This is a genomic window from Streptomyces sp. NPDC051555, from assembly GCF_044454405.1.
Taxonomy (GTDB): domain Bacteria; phylum Actinomycetota; class Actinomycetes; order Streptomycetales; family Streptomycetaceae; genus Streptomyces.
In genome coordinates, this window is the sequence record NZ_JBITDP010000006.1 from 278,009 (window position 1) to 291,974 (window position 13,966).

At 71.8% G+C, this 13,966-nt stretch carries 13 protein-coding genes and 1 pseudogene; 6 read left to right on the forward strand and 8 right to left on the reverse strand.

Features of this window, described 5'->3' with window-relative positions:
- Positions 1-98 precede the first annotated feature (98 nt).
- Positions 99-992 carry an MBL fold metallo-hydrolase gene (locus tag ACIBEA_RS16095; protein ID WP_399261218.1) on the forward strand — a complete coding sequence of 298 codons (894 nt, stop codon included), beginning with the start codon at positions 99-101 and terminating at the stop codon, positions 990-992.
- A gap of 466 nt (positions 993-1,458) precedes the next feature.
- On the opposite strand, the gene ACIBEA_RS16100 is transcribed toward ACIBEA_RS16095, so the two are convergent.
- Positions 1,459-1,593 carry a hypothetical protein gene (locus ACIBEA_RS16100; RefSeq protein ID WP_399261460.1) on the reverse strand — a complete coding sequence of 45 codons (135 nt, stop codon included), beginning with the start codon at positions 1,591-1,593 and terminating at the stop codon, positions 1,459-1,461.
- A gap of 131 nt (positions 1,594-1,724) precedes the next feature.
- Between ACIBEA_RS16100 and ACIBEA_RS16105 the strand changes: the two genes are divergently transcribed.
- A complete protein-coding gene (locus ACIBEA_RS16105) occupies positions 1,725-1,856 on the forward strand; it encodes a hypothetical protein (RefSeq protein WP_399261220.1) in 132 nt (43 codons plus the stop codon).
- A 69-nt stretch (positions 1,857-1,925) separates the two neighbouring features.
- Here the strand turns inward: ACIBEA_RS16105 and ACIBEA_RS16110 are convergent, their stop codons facing one another.
- The 3 genes from ACIBEA_RS16110 to ACIBEA_RS16120 form a co-directional block, all read right to left on the reverse strand.
- Positions 1,926-3,320 carry an amidohydrolase family protein gene (locus tag ACIBEA_RS16110; protein WP_399261222.1) on the reverse strand — a complete coding sequence of 465 codons (1,395 nt, stop codon included), beginning with the start codon at positions 3,318-3,320 and terminating at the stop codon, positions 1,926-1,928.
- Between the two features lie 791 nt (positions 3,321-4,111).
- Positions 4,112-4,534: a secondary thiamine-phosphate synthase enzyme YjbQ gene (locus tag ACIBEA_RS16115; RefSeq protein WP_399261224.1), complete on the reverse strand. Its 423-nt coding sequence runs from the start codon at positions 4,532-4,534 to the stop codon at positions 4,112-4,114.
- A 91-nt stretch (positions 4,535-4,625) separates the two neighbouring features.
- Positions 4,626-6,125 carry a cellulose binding domain-containing protein gene (locus ACIBEA_RS16120; RefSeq protein ID WP_399261226.1) on the reverse strand — a complete coding sequence of 500 codons (1,500 nt, stop codon included), beginning with the start codon at positions 6,123-6,125 and terminating at the stop codon, positions 4,626-4,628.
- Positions 6,126-6,435: 310 nt separating this feature from the next.
- Here ACIBEA_RS16120 and ACIBEA_RS16125 point away from each other — a divergent pair, with 310 nt between their 5' ends.
- The 3 genes from ACIBEA_RS16125 to ACIBEA_RS16135 are packed head-to-tail and all read left to right on the forward strand — an operon-like array spanning position 6,436 to position 10,067.
- A complete protein-coding gene (locus tag ACIBEA_RS16125; RefSeq protein ID WP_399261229.1) occupies positions 6,436-7,890 on the forward strand; it encodes an MFS transporter in 1,455 nt (484 codons plus the stop codon).
- 33 nt (positions 7,891-7,923) lie between these two features.
- The gene (locus tag ACIBEA_RS16130; protein WP_399261231.1) at positions 7,924-8,631 is read left to right on the forward strand and encodes a response regulator transcription factor; all 708 of its coding nucleotides are present in this window, start codon (positions 7,924-7,926) and stop codon (positions 8,629-8,631) included.
- Complete coding sequence (locus ACIBEA_RS16135) at positions 8,628-10,067, forward strand: sensor histidine kinase (protein WP_399261233.1); 1,440 nt, start codon at positions 8,628-8,630, stop codon at positions 10,065-10,067. The genes ACIBEA_RS16130 and ACIBEA_RS16135 overlap by 4 nt, the downstream gene beginning before the upstream one ends.
- A 4-nt stretch (positions 10,068-10,071) precedes the next feature.
- On the opposite strand, the gene ACIBEA_RS16140 is transcribed toward ACIBEA_RS16135, so the two are convergent.
- Positions 10,072-11,043, reverse strand: coding sequence for a TAXI family TRAP transporter solute-binding subunit (locus ACIBEA_RS16140; protein ID WP_399261235.1), 972 nt, complete (start codon positions 11,041-11,043; stop codon positions 10,072-10,074).
- Between the two features lie 180 nt (positions 11,044-11,223).
- On the opposite strand from ACIBEA_RS16140, the gene ACIBEA_RS16145 reads away from it, so the two are divergent.
- Positions 11,224-11,601 (forward strand): VOC family protein, encoded by a 378-nt coding sequence (locus ACIBEA_RS16145; protein WP_399261237.1) that lies wholly within the window; start codon positions 11,224-11,226, stop codon positions 11,599-11,601.
- A 139-nt stretch (positions 11,602-11,740) separates the two neighbouring features.
- Here ACIBEA_RS16145 and ACIBEA_RS16150 read toward each other — a convergent pair.
- From ACIBEA_RS16150 to ACIBEA_RS16160, 3 genes and pseudogenes are all read right to left on the reverse strand, one after another.
- A pseudogene (locus tag ACIBEA_RS16150) lies at positions 11,741-11,974 on the reverse strand (aldo/keto reductase); the annotation flags it as partial.
- A gap of 22 nt (positions 11,975-11,996) precedes the next feature.
- A complete protein-coding gene (locus ACIBEA_RS16155) occupies positions 11,997-12,383 on the reverse strand; it encodes a VOC family protein (RefSeq protein WP_399261239.1) in 387 nt (128 codons plus the stop codon).
- A 301-nt stretch (positions 12,384-12,684) separates the two neighbouring features.
- The gene (locus tag ACIBEA_RS16160; RefSeq protein ID WP_399261241.1) at positions 12,685-13,824 is read right to left on the reverse strand and encodes a terpene synthase family protein; all 1,140 of its coding nucleotides are present in this window, start codon (positions 13,822-13,824) and stop codon (positions 12,685-12,687) included.
- Between the last annotated feature and the right edge of the window lie 142 nt (positions 13,825-13,966).

Here is a 13,966-nt window from a genome sequence, read left to right on the forward strand (position 1 = left end):
GGCGAGTTGCTCGAAGCCTCCAGTCCGATACCCGTACGGTATCGAGATCGCTGAACGGGTCTTGGACGACCGGAAGGCCCGGGTGGTCGACTCGGAGCATGACCAACGAACTGATGCCCGACCCCGCTGTGCAGGTTGCCGGTGCCCAGGAGATCGCCCCCGACCTGGTGGTGATCCCGAACCACCAGGTCCAGCTGGTGCCCAACATCGGCGTCATCGGCGGCACGCAGGCCGTCCTGGTCGTCGAGACGGGGATCGGCACCGCCAACGCCGAGCAGGTCCTCGCCTTCGCCTCCGAGGTGGCCAAGGGCCGCCGGCTCTACCTGACCACCACGCACTTCCACCCCGAGCACGCCTTCGGCGCCCAGACCTTCGCCGGCCACGCCACGTACCTGGTCAACCGCGCCCAGGCGGATGACCTGAAGGCGAAGGGGCCTGGATACCTGGAGATGTTCCGGGGCCTCGGCGGGTCGATCGCCCACCGCCTCGAAGGCGTCCGGGTGCCCACCCCCGATGTGGTCTACGACGACGGGTACGACCTGGACCTCGGCGGCCGAACCGTACGGCTGCGGCCCACCGGCCGGGGCCACACCATGGGCGACCAGGTGGTCGAGGTACCGGACGCCGGCGTGCTGTTCACCGGGGACCTGGCCGAGACCGGGCAGTTCGCCATCTTCCCGTGGTTCCCGCCGTACGACACGGACGTCTCGGGAGTGCGCTGGCTGGCGGTGCTGGACCGGCTCGCCGCCACCGGCCCCCGGGTGGTGGTGCCCGGTCACGGCGACCTCGGTGGCCCGCAGGTGCTCGCCGACGTCCGCGACTACCTGCGCGAGCTGCGCGACGAGACGTGGCGGCGGCGCGACTCCGCGATGGGCGAGGACGAGATCGTCGCCGAGGTCCGGGCCCTGCTGATCGAGCGTCATCCCGAGTGGGTCGGCCAGGACTGGATCGAGCGGGGCGTCGGCTGCCTGTGCACCGAACACGCCGCGTGACGCTCCATCCATGAGGGGTGCAATCCGGCACGTCTTCCCGTCGCGACACTCGCTGGTCCATCTCGGGGGAGAGCCGGCTCTCCCGCACGTGCACCGGGGTCAGGTGGCAGCCCTGGCCCGTCGGCGGGACCTGACGGCCCTCCTCGACCGGCACGTCCCGCTCGGCCCGGACCAGGCCGCAGTGCGACTCGGCGTCCGCCGAACCGACTTCGCCGCCGTGGTGCGGATCGGTTGGATCACGCCCGTCGGCTCGGTGGACGCCGATTTCAGGCGGCAGGACGGCGTCCCCTCGATCTCGAGGTGCCCGTGGCGATGCCGACGACGGCGCCGCTGGTGCTCGTCGGTGCCGGGTACCGCACGGTGCGGGTGCGGTTCGATGTCGGGTGGGGCGGGGCGGTGTGGTCGTGGGGTGGGGCGCACTACGGGGTATGACGCGGGACGAGCGGGCCCGCAGGCACGCACGTGACTACGAAAGGCTCGTCCAGCACTCCGAAACCCTCATCACGGGGACCTCCATCACCCTCATGACGCCGAAGGCCCAGAAACCCAGGTCGTCGAGGTAGTCGGCCGCGTCGAGGGGGCGGCCGTTCCAGAGGCGCACCTGCCCGCCGGTGACCAGGAGGTCGAGGTGGCCGCCGCGGGCCGGTACCGCGCCGGCGGGAGCTTCGGGGGCGTCGGCCAGGCGCAGGACGGCGATGTCGGCGGTGCGGCGCCGTCCAGGATGTGGTGGTCATGTCGGTATCTCTTTCGGTGTCGTCGGTGGTGCTGGTCGAGGCCCTGATGCAGGGGCGCGCGGGCGCGGCCGCAGTCACGTCGTCTCCTGCGGGATGGCTGGCGCGCGCCTCTGCTCTGCGGGCCGGGTGAGGCGGCGCACCGCTTGGGCCGAGGCCCGCAGGAGGTGCTGCTCGGGTCTTCGAAACGAAGGGGCGGTGCTCAGGCCGCGGGTGTGTTGAGCACGTACTCGCGGGAGGCGTGGACCTCGTCGCGCAGAGCGCGCAGGTCGACGTCGAGGACCTGGCCGTTCCATTTGCGGGGTTCGCCGTTGATGAGGACGGCGCTGATGTTGCGCGCGTCCGAGCCCAGGACGATGGTGCCGACCGCGTCGTTGAGCGGCATGTTGTTGAGGTCCTCCGCCTGGATGACCAGGAGGTCAGCCTTCTTGCCCCGGGTGAGCGAACCGGTGACGCCGTCCAGGCCGTTGGTGCGGGCGCCCTGCAGGGTCGCGAAGTCCAGGACGTCGTAGGTGGTGATGCGGGCAGGCCGCCGGTCGGTGCCGTAGACGGCGTTGACCGCGCGCATCCGCTGGATGGCGTGCAGGGCCCGCATCTGCGTGAACATGTCGCTGACCAGCGCCACTTCGACGTCGATGCTCAGACCCGGCCGCACCCCCACCGACAGGGCCTCGTCGACCGCGGGGATCGCGCTCTCCAGTCCGATCTGGGCGTCCGAGGTCGGGGCCAGGGCAATGGTCGTTCCGCTCTCCCCGATCGCCTTCCATGCCCGAAGGGTCAGGCCGGTGGCGTGGATCAGGGTGAGGTCAGCGCCCAGGATGCCGTCCCTCTCCCATTCCAGAACGGCCTGCGAGGAGGAGGCGCCGAACACGGCGTCCACGCTCACCCCGATGCCCAGTTCCTTCGCCGCGCGGGCGAGCCGCGGGCCGTAGGCGAGAGCGGCCTCGGCGATCTCGTCGGTGGCCAGCGCGGCCAGGCGAAGGGTCAGCAGCTGGTCGTCACTCGCGAAGTACCTGTCCTTGAGCCGGGCCAGGTCGCCTGGCCACTGCTCGTCCCAGTCGCCGAAGTGCGGGCCCATCGAGGCGTGCACACCACGAATACCGGTGTCGGCCAGCGCCTGGACGGCGGCGTCGGAGTGCTCGGGGGTGCGGGAGTTGTGGGAGAAGTCGAGCATGCACGTGATGCCGCTGTCGATCGCCGTCAGAGCGGCCAGCCGGGTGCCGACGTACATGTCGTGGGGCCGGTAGACCGTGGCGTAGCCGGCAAGAGTCGACCTCACGTAGGCGCCGAGGTCGTCGACGTCCGGCATGATCCGACGCAGCTGCGTCTCCCAGGCATGCCGGTGGGTGTCGACGAAGCCCGGCGTCAGGATCGTGCCGGCCGCATCGACAACCACCGCACCCTCCCGGTCCAGGCCCGGGCCGATCGCGGCGATCGTATCGCCCTCGACGAGGAGATCGGCGCCCTCCAGGACACCGGAGTCGGGGTCCATGGTGACGATGGTCGCGCCAGTGAACAGGATGCGCCGCTTCGGGTCGGCGGATCGGCGCTGGAGCTGCTCGAGAACGGCGGAACTGGTGGTGCCGGTGGCGGTCAAAGGAACATCCTGTCCGTCGCGCCGGGCAAGGGGCCCTGGCGGAGTGAGCTGTGACCTCAGTTTCGAACCAGCCGGCGAAGGCAACCAGGCCACCGTCTGCCTAGGCACAGCACACCTACGGTCGAGCGCCTGCGCACGATGACCACCGCGTCCGGCGCGAGCGGCGTGCTCATCGACTCCCTCGGTGGCGCCATGGCCGACATCGCGCCGGACGCCACTGCCTTCCCCCACCGCTCCGCCACCGGAGTCGCGCAGCACCACTCCTACTGGCACGCCTCCACACCGCCGCCCCACACCGAAGAACGCCTGCGCCGGCTGCGCGAGACCCACGCTGCCATGGCGTACCACGGCGCGAACCTCCCCCGGCTGCGCCGCGTCAAAGCGCTCGCCTACCCCGGCGGCCTGTTCACCTTCCCGCAGTCCAGCACCCCCGACCCCGGCCCGGCCGCCGCACCCGCCGCCGCCTTCGCGGCCGGGCCCCCCGGCACCACCGGCCCCCGCATCCCGGGCGGCCCCGCCCGCCCCGCGCGACGGCTACGACCGGCTGGCCGCCCAGCTGCGGGGCTCCGTAGCCGTGGGAGCCGATCAGGAACTCACCCGGGCTCGCCACCGCCTTTCGGGCCGCCGGACCGGCAGAGGTGGCGGAGACGGACTCGCCGCATCGACTTCCTTGGGCGTCCAGGGGCGACTCGGGCGTACGGCCCACCCCGTCTCCGCGTAGGGATCCTGCCGGATGTGGTCACCCCTGTGAGCCGGCGGCCATCGGGGTGACCCGTCGGGGCCGGGCTCGTTCAGCCGAGGAAGGAGAGTCGTACCGTGCGCTCGGGGTTGTCCCGGTTGGTGTCCACCAGGACCACCGACTGCCAGGTACCCAGCGCCAGCTCGCCCCGTACCACCGGCAGCGTGGCGTGCGGTGGTACGAGGGCGGGCAGCACGTGGTCGCGGCCGTGTCCGGGCGAGCCGTGCCGGTGGCGCCAGCGGTCGTCGGCCGGGAGCAGCGTACGCAGTGTCTCCAGCAGGTCGTCATCACTGCCCGCACCCGTCTCGATGACGGCGAGCCCGGCCGTCGCGTGCGGGGTGAACACGTTGAGCAGCCCGTCGCGTCCGCGCGCGGCCTCCCGTAGGAACTCCACGCAGGCGGCGGTGAGATCGTGCACGGACTCCCTGGAGCCGGTGGTCACGTCGATGGCTCGTGTGGTGAAAGTGTCTGCCATGGATCCATCCTCGCGCGGGACGGCGCGTAGCCGCCGCAGCCGCACCGGCGAGCGGTGGGGCCGAGGGCCTGCCGCGGGGCCGGCCACAGCACTAGCGAAGCGCTGCGAACGCCTTCGTGAAGGCCAGCGGCTGCTGCGCGATCGAACTGCACGTCGGCTCGGCGTGGTTCAGCTCGCCCGCCGGGCACTGCTGGTCACGGGTCGCGGACCACATCGCCAGCCGTCCGATCCCCTTAGACTTCGCGAAGTCCACGAGCTGTACCGCGTCGGAGAGGGTGAAGACCTCGCTCGCGACGTCGTTGACGCCGATCATCGGCGTGACGGCGACCGCCTTCCACGCGGCCGCGTCCGAGAGCCCCAGCACCCCCTTGACCTGCGCCTGCGTGGCCGTGGCGGCCTGGATCGCGTACTGCCCCATGTCTCCGCCGTACGCGGGCCCGTAGTCCATCGCCATGATGTTGACGCCGTCGATCCGGACCCCGGCCCGCTTGGTGTCGGCCAGTAGCGCCACACCCGGCTGGGTGAGGCCCTCCGGCATCACGGGCAGGGTGAACGCCACGTCCAACCCCGGGTGCGACTTCTGCAGCGCGGCGATGGCCTGGGCGCGACGGGCGTTCGCCGCGGTATCGGGCAGGGCGGCGCCCTCGATGTCGAAGTCGACCTTGGTCAGCCGGTACTGGTCGATGACCTTGCCGTATGCCGCCGCCAGTTCGGCGGCGCTCGCGCAATTCAGCGCCAGTTCGTGCCCGGCGGCGCCGCCGAAGGAGACCCGTACGTCGCCGCCCTTGGCCCGCAGCGCGCCGATCTGCCCGGCGACCTTGTCGTCCGCCAGGCCGGTGACACCGCCCCACAGCGGCGCGCAGCCGCCGCCGGAGGTGATGAAGGCGAGGTGGAACTCCTTCACCCCCGTCTTGGCGGCGGTGTCGAGCAGGTCGTAGGCGGGATACAGGGAGGTGTCCACGTACGGGGCGAATCGCGCCCCGCCTGCAGAGGGGGTGCCGGTGGCGGGCGGGGGAGCGGTGGGTGTGGTCGCGGTCGGCGTCGGCGTCCCGGCGGGGGTGGGCCGGGTGGACGGCGTGGAGGGGGCGGGGGCGCTCGCCGTCGCCGTCGGAGCGGTGGTGGGGCGGCCGCCGGGCGGGGGCGTCGCGCCCTGGTCCACCGAGCACTTCACCCCGTTGATCCGACAGGCCGTCGGGTTGCCGGCTTCGGTGCCGCCGCTCGTCACGAAGCCCACCGTGACGGAGGCTCCCGCGGCCAGTTCCTTGTTCCATCCGGCGGGTTTCACGGTGACGTGCTGACCGCTGACGGTGTGGGTGCCGTTCCAGAGGGAGTCGATCCTCGTCCCGGCGGGCAGGTCGAACTGCAGGGTCCAATCCGGCTGGGTCTGTCCGGTGTTGTTGGTGATCACGTACTGCCCGGTGTAACCGCCGCTCCAGGAAGCGGACTTCGTGTACACAGCTCCGACGGATGCGGCCTGCGCGCTGCCGGTGAAGACGAAGGCGGCGCCACCGATCACCGCCGCCACCGCGATCGCTCCGGTGGCCTTCGCCTTCTTGCTCGCCGTGCGCCGGTGCCCGGTCGTACTGCCCATCGTGTGCCTGCCTCTGGTGTTTCTCGGGGGTCTGGTGTGGCAGCACGCTAGCCGCCCCGAAACGGACATTCATTCGATTAGGGGCGGCGGGTGTGAGTCTTAGGTTCCGCTTAAGGGAGAGGTAAGCGGGCCCTCAGGTAAGGGCTCGCGGAGCCTTCCGAGCGCGGTCCGGCCGTCACCCTTTCTTAGCGGGACGTTAGATCTGTGAGGCGGTCATTGTCCGGCGGTGGGGGAGGAAGCATGCTCTGGGCACTCCCCGCCCTAGGGGCCGCTCCCGCCCCGCCTTGCCGGGGTCTCGCCTGGAGGCGCCATGTCCCCGTCCGTCGCCGTCCCCGCAGCACCGCTCGCGGACGAACGCAAGAACCGCCGCATCGCCCTGGTCGGCGGATCGCTCGGCAACCTCGTCGAGTGGTACGACTGGTTCGTCTACGCCAGCTTCGCGATCTACTTCGCCGACTCCTTCTTCCCCGGGGACAACCCGACCACGCAGCTGATGAACACCGCGGGGATCTTCGCGGTCGGGTTCCTCATGCGGCCCGTCGGCGGGTGGGTGCTCGGCCGGGCCGCCGACCGGCACGGACGCAAGAGCGCGCTCACGCTCACCGTGACCATGATGTCGGTGGCCGCCCTGCTGATCGCCGTCGCCCCGACCTACGGTCAGGCCGGATACTTCGGCGCCCTCGTACTGCTGCTCGCCCGCCTGCTCCAGGGCATGAGCATCGGCGGCGAGTACGCGGCCAGCGCCACCTACCTCACCGAGGCCTCGGCACCGAACCGGCGGGGCCTCGGCTCCTCGTTCCAGTACGTGTCGATGACCTGCGGCCAACTCCTCGGTCTGGGAATGCTCATCACGATGCAACACACCCTGACCGCAGCGCAGTTGAGCAGCTGGGGCTGGCGGATCCCCTTCGTCCTCGGAGCGCTGTTCGCGGTGGTCGTCTTCTGGATCCGGCGTCGCCTCCCGGAGACCGACGCGTTCAAGGAGGAGGCGGCGGCCGGGGCGGCCTCCGACGACAGCGCGCGCGGCACCCTCAAGGTCCTGTGGCAACACCGGCGCCAGGCGGGGCTGGTCATGGCGCTCACCCTGGGCGGGACCGTCGCCTACTACACCTACACCACCTACCTCACCAAGTACCTCGTCGGCAGCGCCGGGATGCCGAAGACGACGGCCACGCTGGTCAGTTTCACCGCGCTGGCGCTCTTCGCCGTGCTGCAGCCCTTCGCCGGGATGCTGTCCGACCGGATCGGGCGGCGGCCCCTGCTGATCACCTTCGCCGTGGGCTGCACCGTCGGCACGTACCCGATCATGACGGCCCTCGGGTCCGCGTCCTCGTACTGGTCCGCGTTGGGCCTGTCCCTGCTCGCCCTGGTGATCGTCACCGGCTACACCTCGATCAATGCGGCCGTCAAGGCGGAGCTGTTCCCGACCCGGGTGCGGGCCCTGGGTGTGGCGCTGCCGTACGCGATCGCCAACGCGCTCTTCGGCGGCACGGCCGAGTACGTCGCCCTGTGGTTCAAGAGCGGCGGTCACGAAAGCCTGTTCTTCTGGTACGTCTCCGGGTGCGCGCTGATCTCCCTCGTGACGTACGTCCTGATGCCCGACACCCGCCATGCCGTGCTCAGCCGCGCCGAGGCCGAGGCCGATGGCGGGACCAACGGCGAGACAGGCGGCGGGGGCCGGCAGCCGGAACCGGGGCGGCCGACGACGTCCGCCGAGGCCGTGCCTGAAGGCGGCGCCGGTGACCAGGGGCGGGCCCTCGCGTAAGCTGCTGGTCCGGGATCGGGGTCAGGACTGTCTATGCACGCGCTACTCGTCGAGGACGATGACCGCATGGCCCAGGCCCTCGGCACCGCGCTCGCCCAGCGCGGCCACACCGTCCGTCGTGTCGGCCGGGCGCTGGACGCCCTGTTGCACCTGCGTGAGGCCGAGTTCGTCCTCCTCGACCTGGGCCTGCCCGACCTGGACGGGCTCGAACTGCTGCGGAGGCTGCGCACGGTCTGCGACGTGCCGCTGATCGTGGTGACCGCGCGGTGCGAGGAGCGCGACGTCCTGCAGGGGCTGCGGGCGGGCGCCGACGACTACGTCGTCAAACCGTTCCGGATGGCCGAGCTGATGGCCCGCATCGACACGGTACGCCGCCGCGCGGGGGCGCGCTCCGGCCGCCCCGACGAGGATGCCGTGCGCGCCGATGGCAGGGTCGTGCGCACCGGGGACGTGGAGGTGGACCCGGCGGGCCGGACCGTGACCGTCGCTGGCGTCGAAGTCCAGCTCACCCGGCGGGAGTTCGACGTACTCGCCTTCCTCGCCGCGCGCCCGGACGAGGTGCACTCCCGCGAGGAGATCCTCGACCGGATCTGGGGTGACGCCTTCCTCGGCACCTCCCGCTCGCTGGATGTGCACGTGGCCGGTGTCCGCGCCAAGACCGGGCGCTCCCAACTGGTGCGCACGGTCCGGGGGTTCGGCTACCAGCTCGGTTGCCCCACCGCCGCGGACCCGGCGCCGTGAGGCGCAGGCTGCTGGCCGTGCTGCTGGTGCTCATGGGCGCCGCGACGCTGCTGCTCTGCCTGCCGCTGGCGGACGCCTACGCACGCGGACGGACCGAGCACATGCTGCTGCAACGCCGCTCGGAGGCCGTACGGTTCGCCGACCTCGCCGAGCGGATGCGCACCGGGGCCGACCGCTCCGAACTCTCCGCCGAGATCGGCCGGTACGCGCAGCTGTACGGAGCCGCGGTGGCCGTGGTCGACACCTCGGGCCGGACGGTGGCCCTGGCCGGAACGCCCGGATCCCTGGGGGAGGGGGCGGCCCCGGAGTCCTCCGGCGCGGTGGCGGAAGCCCGGGGCCGGGCCCTCACCGGCCGTTCCACCGACCGGTTGCCGACCATTCGGCCCTGGGGTCCGGATTCCGTGGTGCTGGCCGAACCGGTGGGCCGTGACGAGCGGGTGAGCGGGGCCGTGCTGATGGCCCTGCCGACCGCGGCGGCCCGCCGGGACGTCACGGCACGGTGGTCGCTGATCGCCGCCGGGGCGCTCGCCGCCTTCGCGGCGGCCGCACTGGTCGCGGCCGGGATCGCACGCTGGCTGCTGCGCCCGGTCAGGGACCTGGACCGGGCGGTGGAGGGTCTGACCGCGGGCAGTCTCCAGGCGCGGGCCGTCTCCGACACGGGACCGCCCGAACTGCGCCACCTGCGACGCCATTTCAACATCATGGCGCAGGCCGTCGCCGACTCCCTCGTCCGTCAGCGCGACTTCGTCGCCGACGCCTCCCACCAACTGCGCAATCCGCTGGCCACGTTGGTGCTGCGGATGGAGAACGTCGAGCCGTACGTCGCTGTCGGGTCCGGCCTGGCCGAGCACGGCCGCGCCCTGGACGAGGCGGCACGGCTGGAGGAACTGCTCGACGGGCTGCTGGAGCTGGCGCGGGTGGAGTCCGGTACGGCGGAGCTGAGGGACCAGGACGCCGCGCGGGCGGTACAGGACCGGATGGCGGCCTGGAGCCCGGTGTTCGACGACGCCGGGCTGCGTCTGGGTCCGGGGCCGGGGCCAGGGCCGGGGCCGGTGGCGGGGAGGACGGCCGACGGTCCTGCCGGGAGCCTGCTGGTCCGGGCCCTGCCGGACGCGGTGGGCCGGGTCCTGGACGCGCTCCTCGACAACGCCGTGAAGTTCGTTCCGCCCGGCGGCAGTGTCGAGGTGAGCGTCTCGCGCGCCGCCGACGGGGATGTCGTGGTGCGGGTCGGCGACGACGGCCCCGGCGTGCCCGATGACCAACTGCCGCTGCTGCTGCGGCGCTTCGCGCGGTCCCCGGAGCACCAGAACGTCAGAGGCAGCGGGCTGGGGCTCGCCATCGCCGAGGAGATCGCGCGGATCAGTGGTGGGGGTCTCCGGGCCGCCGGGAACACGCCGCACGGACTGGTCCTCGAACTGCGGCTGCCCGCCGCGTGAGGGCTCAGCCGTACACCGAGCGGTAGTAGGCCACCGCGCCGGGGTGCAGCGGAACGCTGCCGGTCGATATCGCGAACCGGGGTTCGAGCCGGACCCCCGCCGTGACCTCGTGCAGCAGGTCCCGCCACCGGTCGAACACCACTCGCAGCAAGGGTTCGACGGCGCTCCGCGGGAGGTCGTCGCGGGCCAGGAGGTAGTTGCCGACGCCGATGGTCCCCACGGGCTCGTTGAGTCCGTACACGCCCGCCGGAAGGGTGACGGCCGAGTAGACGGGCCCGTAGCGCTCCCGTAGGGGGCCCACGTGGCTGTCCAACGGCAGGAATCGCAGCGGCAGTTCGCGGGCCAGGCCGGTGAGCGCCGGCGTGGGAACGCCACCGGACCAGAACAATGCGTCGACCCGTCCCGCGCGCAGCGCGTCCACCGACGCGGCGAGGCCCAGGGGGCGCTCGTCCGGCGGGGCGGCGTCGCTGCCCCGCCCGGTGGCCCGCAGTACCCTGCCCGCGATCACCTGTACCCCCGAACCGGCGGCGCCGGCCGCGACCGGACGGCCCGCGAGAGCGCCTGCCTCGCGCACGGGGCCGTCGGCCGGGACGAGGAGGTGCGTGTAGTTCACGTAGACCCGGGCCAGCGCGCTCACGCGCGTCGCGGGGCGGGCGAAGGACTCCCGCCCCAGGGCCGCGTCCTCGGCGGTGTCGGCCATCGCGAGGGCCAGCTCGACGGTCCCCTCGTCCAGCTGCCGCAGGTTGTCCACGCTGGCCGCGGTGCTGACGGGGACGATCTCCGGGCCGCGCCCGTCGGCGGCGAGGGCCTGCGCCAAAGCCTTCCCGAAGGCGTTGTACGGACCCCCCTCCGGCCCGGTGGCGAGCCGCAGCCGCCGCACCGGAGCGGGCTCGCCCGAACACCCCGCGAGCCCCGCCGCGGCCGCGCCGAGCCCGGCGCCCATGATCCACCGACGGCTCGGCGCTGCGCTGGTCATGGCGACAGCCTAGCCAGGGCGGGCGAAGCACCGGCCCTGGGCCCGGCGCCCAGCACGCTTGGTCACGTAGCGTAACCGCCTGCCAGATCCGCCGCCCGGCCCGCCACCCCGGCCCACCGCTCGACGCCGGCCGGGTCCGGAGCGACGATGGGTAAGGGCCCCCGCGTCGAAGGGATGATCATGTTCGAAGGCAGCGGCAAGCCGTTCAGCGGGTTCTCCGTCGATGACCTCGGCAAGGCGAGGGAGTTCTACGGACAGACGCTCGGCCTGCGCGTTTCCGAGGACGAGGGCATGCTCTTCCTGCACCTCACCGACGACACCGCAGTGCTTGTCTACCCGAAGGACAACCACGAGCCCGCGAGCTTCACGGTCCTCAATTTCCCGGTGCCCGACGTCGAGCACGTGGTCGACGAGCTCACGGCGGCCGGGGTCGTCATGGAGCGCTACCCGGAGTTCACGGCGGACGAGAAGGGCATCGTGCGCGAGGAGGGCGGCCCGGTCGTCGCCTGGTTCAAGGACCCGGCCGGCAACGTCCTCTCGGTGGTCGAACCGATGTGACCAACCGCCTCACGCGCCGGGGCCAGCGGTCTTTGAACCCTTCTACGGCATCTCGGAGCACCTCGCCGGCCGCGTCGCCGCCGGAGTGCCCCGAGTCCTCGTTCGAGCAAGAGCGCCTACGAGTTCTGGCCGGTGAAACGGGGTTGTCGCGCCGAAAGCCGTCCTCGTCGGACTGGTCTCCGGAGCGGATCGTGCCGGTCAGGAAGCCAGCGCCCGAGCGGGGAGACGGCACGAGGCCGATATGCAGCTCGCGCCGCACCGGCAGGACCCGCTCCTCCACGCCCCTGGTCCACAGGGAGCACTCCGACTGCACCGCGTTCGCCGTCTGGACGGCGTGGGCACGGCGGATGGTCTCCGGGCCCGCCTCGGACAGCTGATCCCCCGAGGCTGCGGGTTCAGGCCAGGGTGGTGATGCAGAAGGGGTGGCCCGCCGGGTCCAGCAGGACACGCCACCGCTCGGGTTCCGGCTGGACGGCGGGCGCTTCGGCCCCCAGGGCGAGCAGTCTGGCCTGGGCGGCATCCAGGTCATCGACGCCGAGTTCGAGATGGGCCTGCTTCTCCTGGGAGGGCTCCGGCCAGGTGGGGCGTCGGTAGCCGGCGAGCCGGTTGAACCCCAGCCCGGGAGAGCCCTCCTGACCGAGCATGACGAAGTCATCGCTCGAGTAGGTGACGGGAAGGCCGAGGGCCTCGCCGTAGAAGCGGGACAGCTCGGCCGGGTCCGGGCAGTCGAACGTGACAGCCGAGAAGCGGATCGCGGGTGCGGAGACGTTTCCAGTGCTCATGAGGAAGACGCTACGACGCGCTGGATCTGCCGGAGAACGGGATCCTCGCAGCAGGCCGCCGACCGCAGCGTGGACACGGGCGGCGGTCGTCGGGTCGTCCGCACCCGAGACGAGCCCGGACAGGCGTCGCGGCGCCGTTGGCCGATGTCGGGACGGAGCGGGGCCCTTGGTGCGTGGGTGGCGGCCGGGCGGGCTGGTTGGTTCGGATGAGTCTTCTTTTCGGATGAGTCTTCTTGATGATGTGGCCGAGCGTGACAGCTGACTGTGCCGGGTGTGGGACGAGCCGGTCGGCAGGGAACGATCAATGCCGCGCGGGCGCGGGCGGCGTACCGGGCCCGGGGCGGGCACGGTCGGGGCCCTCGACCGGATCGCTGGTGGTCGACGTGCCTGGTTTCGGACGGGTCGTCCCGGTACTCCCGGTACTCCCGTTATTCCCGGTGGTCCTGGGCTTCCCGATCGCCGGTCCGGTCACCTGCAGTTCCCCGCCGGTGAACACGCCCTCGAAACCGCTCCCGTGGAACCGGGGCGACGTCTGGTGGTAGCGCAGGTTCCCCGCGCTGATGTCCTCCAGGCGGTCGCAGTACTCGTCCGCCTCTGGCGTGAGGGCCCAGCGCGAGCGCAGGGCCACGTACTGCCGTTCCGTCTCCTCTATCGTCTCGACGAGCTTGTTCAGGGCTTCCTGAAGGCCCAGGACGTACACGTGTTGCAGCACCGAAACGGCCTGGACGTGTGCCTTCTTCCCCTTCCTGTCGTTCCACTCCTTCCGGAACGAGTACAGGTCGTTGACGAGGCAGCAGTGATGCGCCGTCAGCCGGTCGAGCTGCCCCCGCTCGGCCGACTCCCATTCCTCCGCGGAAAGGTTTCGCTCCAGCAGCGCGGGAAGGCTGGCGGTGAACAGCGGGACACCGAAGTTGACGTGCCGGTACTCCAGGTACTCGCCCCACCCCATGCGGGGTGACCGGATCGCATGGTCTTCCCGGTACTGCGCCTGCGCCATGTACGCGATGCGCCGCAGGAAGTACCGGGCCAGCGACTCCGGGAGCCGCTCGGCGATCGCCATGGCCGCCGTCAGGTTGTGCCGGGGCAGTCCGTCGCCCCAGTCGCCGGCGGAGAAGACGTCGTCGGCGTGGGACTGCTGGAAAAGCAGCGTGACCGTGCGTTCCCACAGCCGTTCCGCGCTACCGGCGCCGCTCGTCTCGTACAGGGCCTCCCGCTTGTTCTCCATGACCGTGTACAGCGCGTTGAAACGGCACCACCTGGTCAGCAGGTCGGCGTCCACGTCGGGGAAGCACAGCGCGGCCCACATCGTGTAGTTGTCGGCATGCACCGGCGCCGGCACCCGCGGGTCGTCGCTGAACAGCCCGAACGCCCAGGCGTTCGCGTCGGCGTCCATCTCGGGGGAGTGGTGGGGGTTGATGCGCCAGCGAAAGCCGCTCCGCACCGGGGGAATGGTGAACGTCCGGGTTCTCATGGCCTTCTTTCTCGACGCCGACCTACACAAGAAACTTCCCTACGGGGCGCACGGCACACCCGTGACCCGCTGAAGAAGCCCCGGGCCCGGGGGTGCCTCCCAGGTGCCTCCC

What these genes read in the sequence shown, in the direction of transcription:
- ACIBEA_RS16140 (WP_399261235.1), bottom strand. Translation starts at nt 11,043, where the DNA reads ATGACCAGCGCAGCGCCGAGCCGTCGGTGGATCATGGGCGCCGGGCTC.
- ACIBEA_RS16095 (WP_399261218.1), top strand. Translation starts at nt 99, where the DNA reads ATGACCAACGAACTGATGCCCGACCCCGCTGTGCAGGTTGCCGGTGCC.
- ACIBEA_RS16105 (WP_399261220.1), top strand. Translation starts at nt 1,725, where the DNA reads ATGTCGGTATCTCTTTCGGTGTCGTCGGTGGTGCTGGTCGAGGCCCTG.
- ACIBEA_RS16130 (WP_399261231.1), top strand. Translation starts at nt 7,924, where the DNA reads ATGCACGCGCTACTCGTCGAGGACGATGACCGCATGGCCCAGGCCCTC.
- ACIBEA_RS16115 (WP_399261224.1), bottom strand. Translation starts at nt 4,534, where the DNA reads ATGGCAGACACTTTCACCACACGAGCCATCGACGTGACCACCGGCTCC.
- ACIBEA_RS16125 (WP_399261229.1), top strand. Translation starts at nt 6,436, where the DNA reads ATGTCCCCGTCCGTCGCCGTCCCCGCAGCACCGCTCGCGGACGAACGC.
- ACIBEA_RS16155 (WP_399261239.1), bottom strand. Translation starts at nt 12,383, where the DNA reads ATGAGCACTGGAAACGTCTCCGCACCCGCGATCCGCTTCTCGGCTGTC.
- ACIBEA_RS16145 (WP_399261237.1), top strand. Translation starts at nt 11,224, where the DNA reads ATGTTCGAAGGCAGCGGCAAGCCGTTCAGCGGGTTCTCCGTCGATGAC.
- ACIBEA_RS16120 (WP_399261226.1), bottom strand. Translation starts at nt 6,125, where the DNA reads ATGGGCAGTACGACCGGGCACCGGCGCACGGCGAGCAAGAAGGCGAAG.